Origin of the sequence: Stenotrophomonas sp. SrG (genome assembly GCF_050031795.1) — a bacterium.
Classification (GTDB): Bacteria; Pseudomonadota; Gammaproteobacteria; order Xanthomonadales; family Xanthomonadaceae; genus Stenotrophomonas; species Stenotrophomonas rhizophila_A.
In genome coordinates this window covers 1-231 of record NZ_JBNBBE010001645.1, presented here as the reverse complement: position 1 = coordinate 231, position 231 = coordinate 1, and the positions used below count along the sequence as shown (strand labels likewise).

Annotated in this window: 1 pseudogene; it reads left to right on the top strand. The window is 64.9% G+C overall.

Annotated features, from left to right (window positions below):
- A pseudogene (locus ACQG3P_RS24945) lies at positions 1-231 on the top strand (IS3 family transposase); the annotation flags it as partial.

Here is a 231-nt window from a genome sequence, read left to right as displayed (position 1 = left end):
CGCCGTATGGCCAAGGCATTGGCCAACATTGGGCGGCAGGTTGGCCGGTACCGGGCCCGCACGCTGCTGCGCCGGGCCGGGGTGAGGGCCCGGCAACCCAAGCGTCATAAGTATCAAAGCCTTGGGCCACAGGCCCTGACCGTTCCCAATGTGCTGGATCGTCAGTTCAAGCCGGAGGCACCGAACCAAGTATGGGCAGGCGACATCACCTATATCCCGACCCAGCAGGGC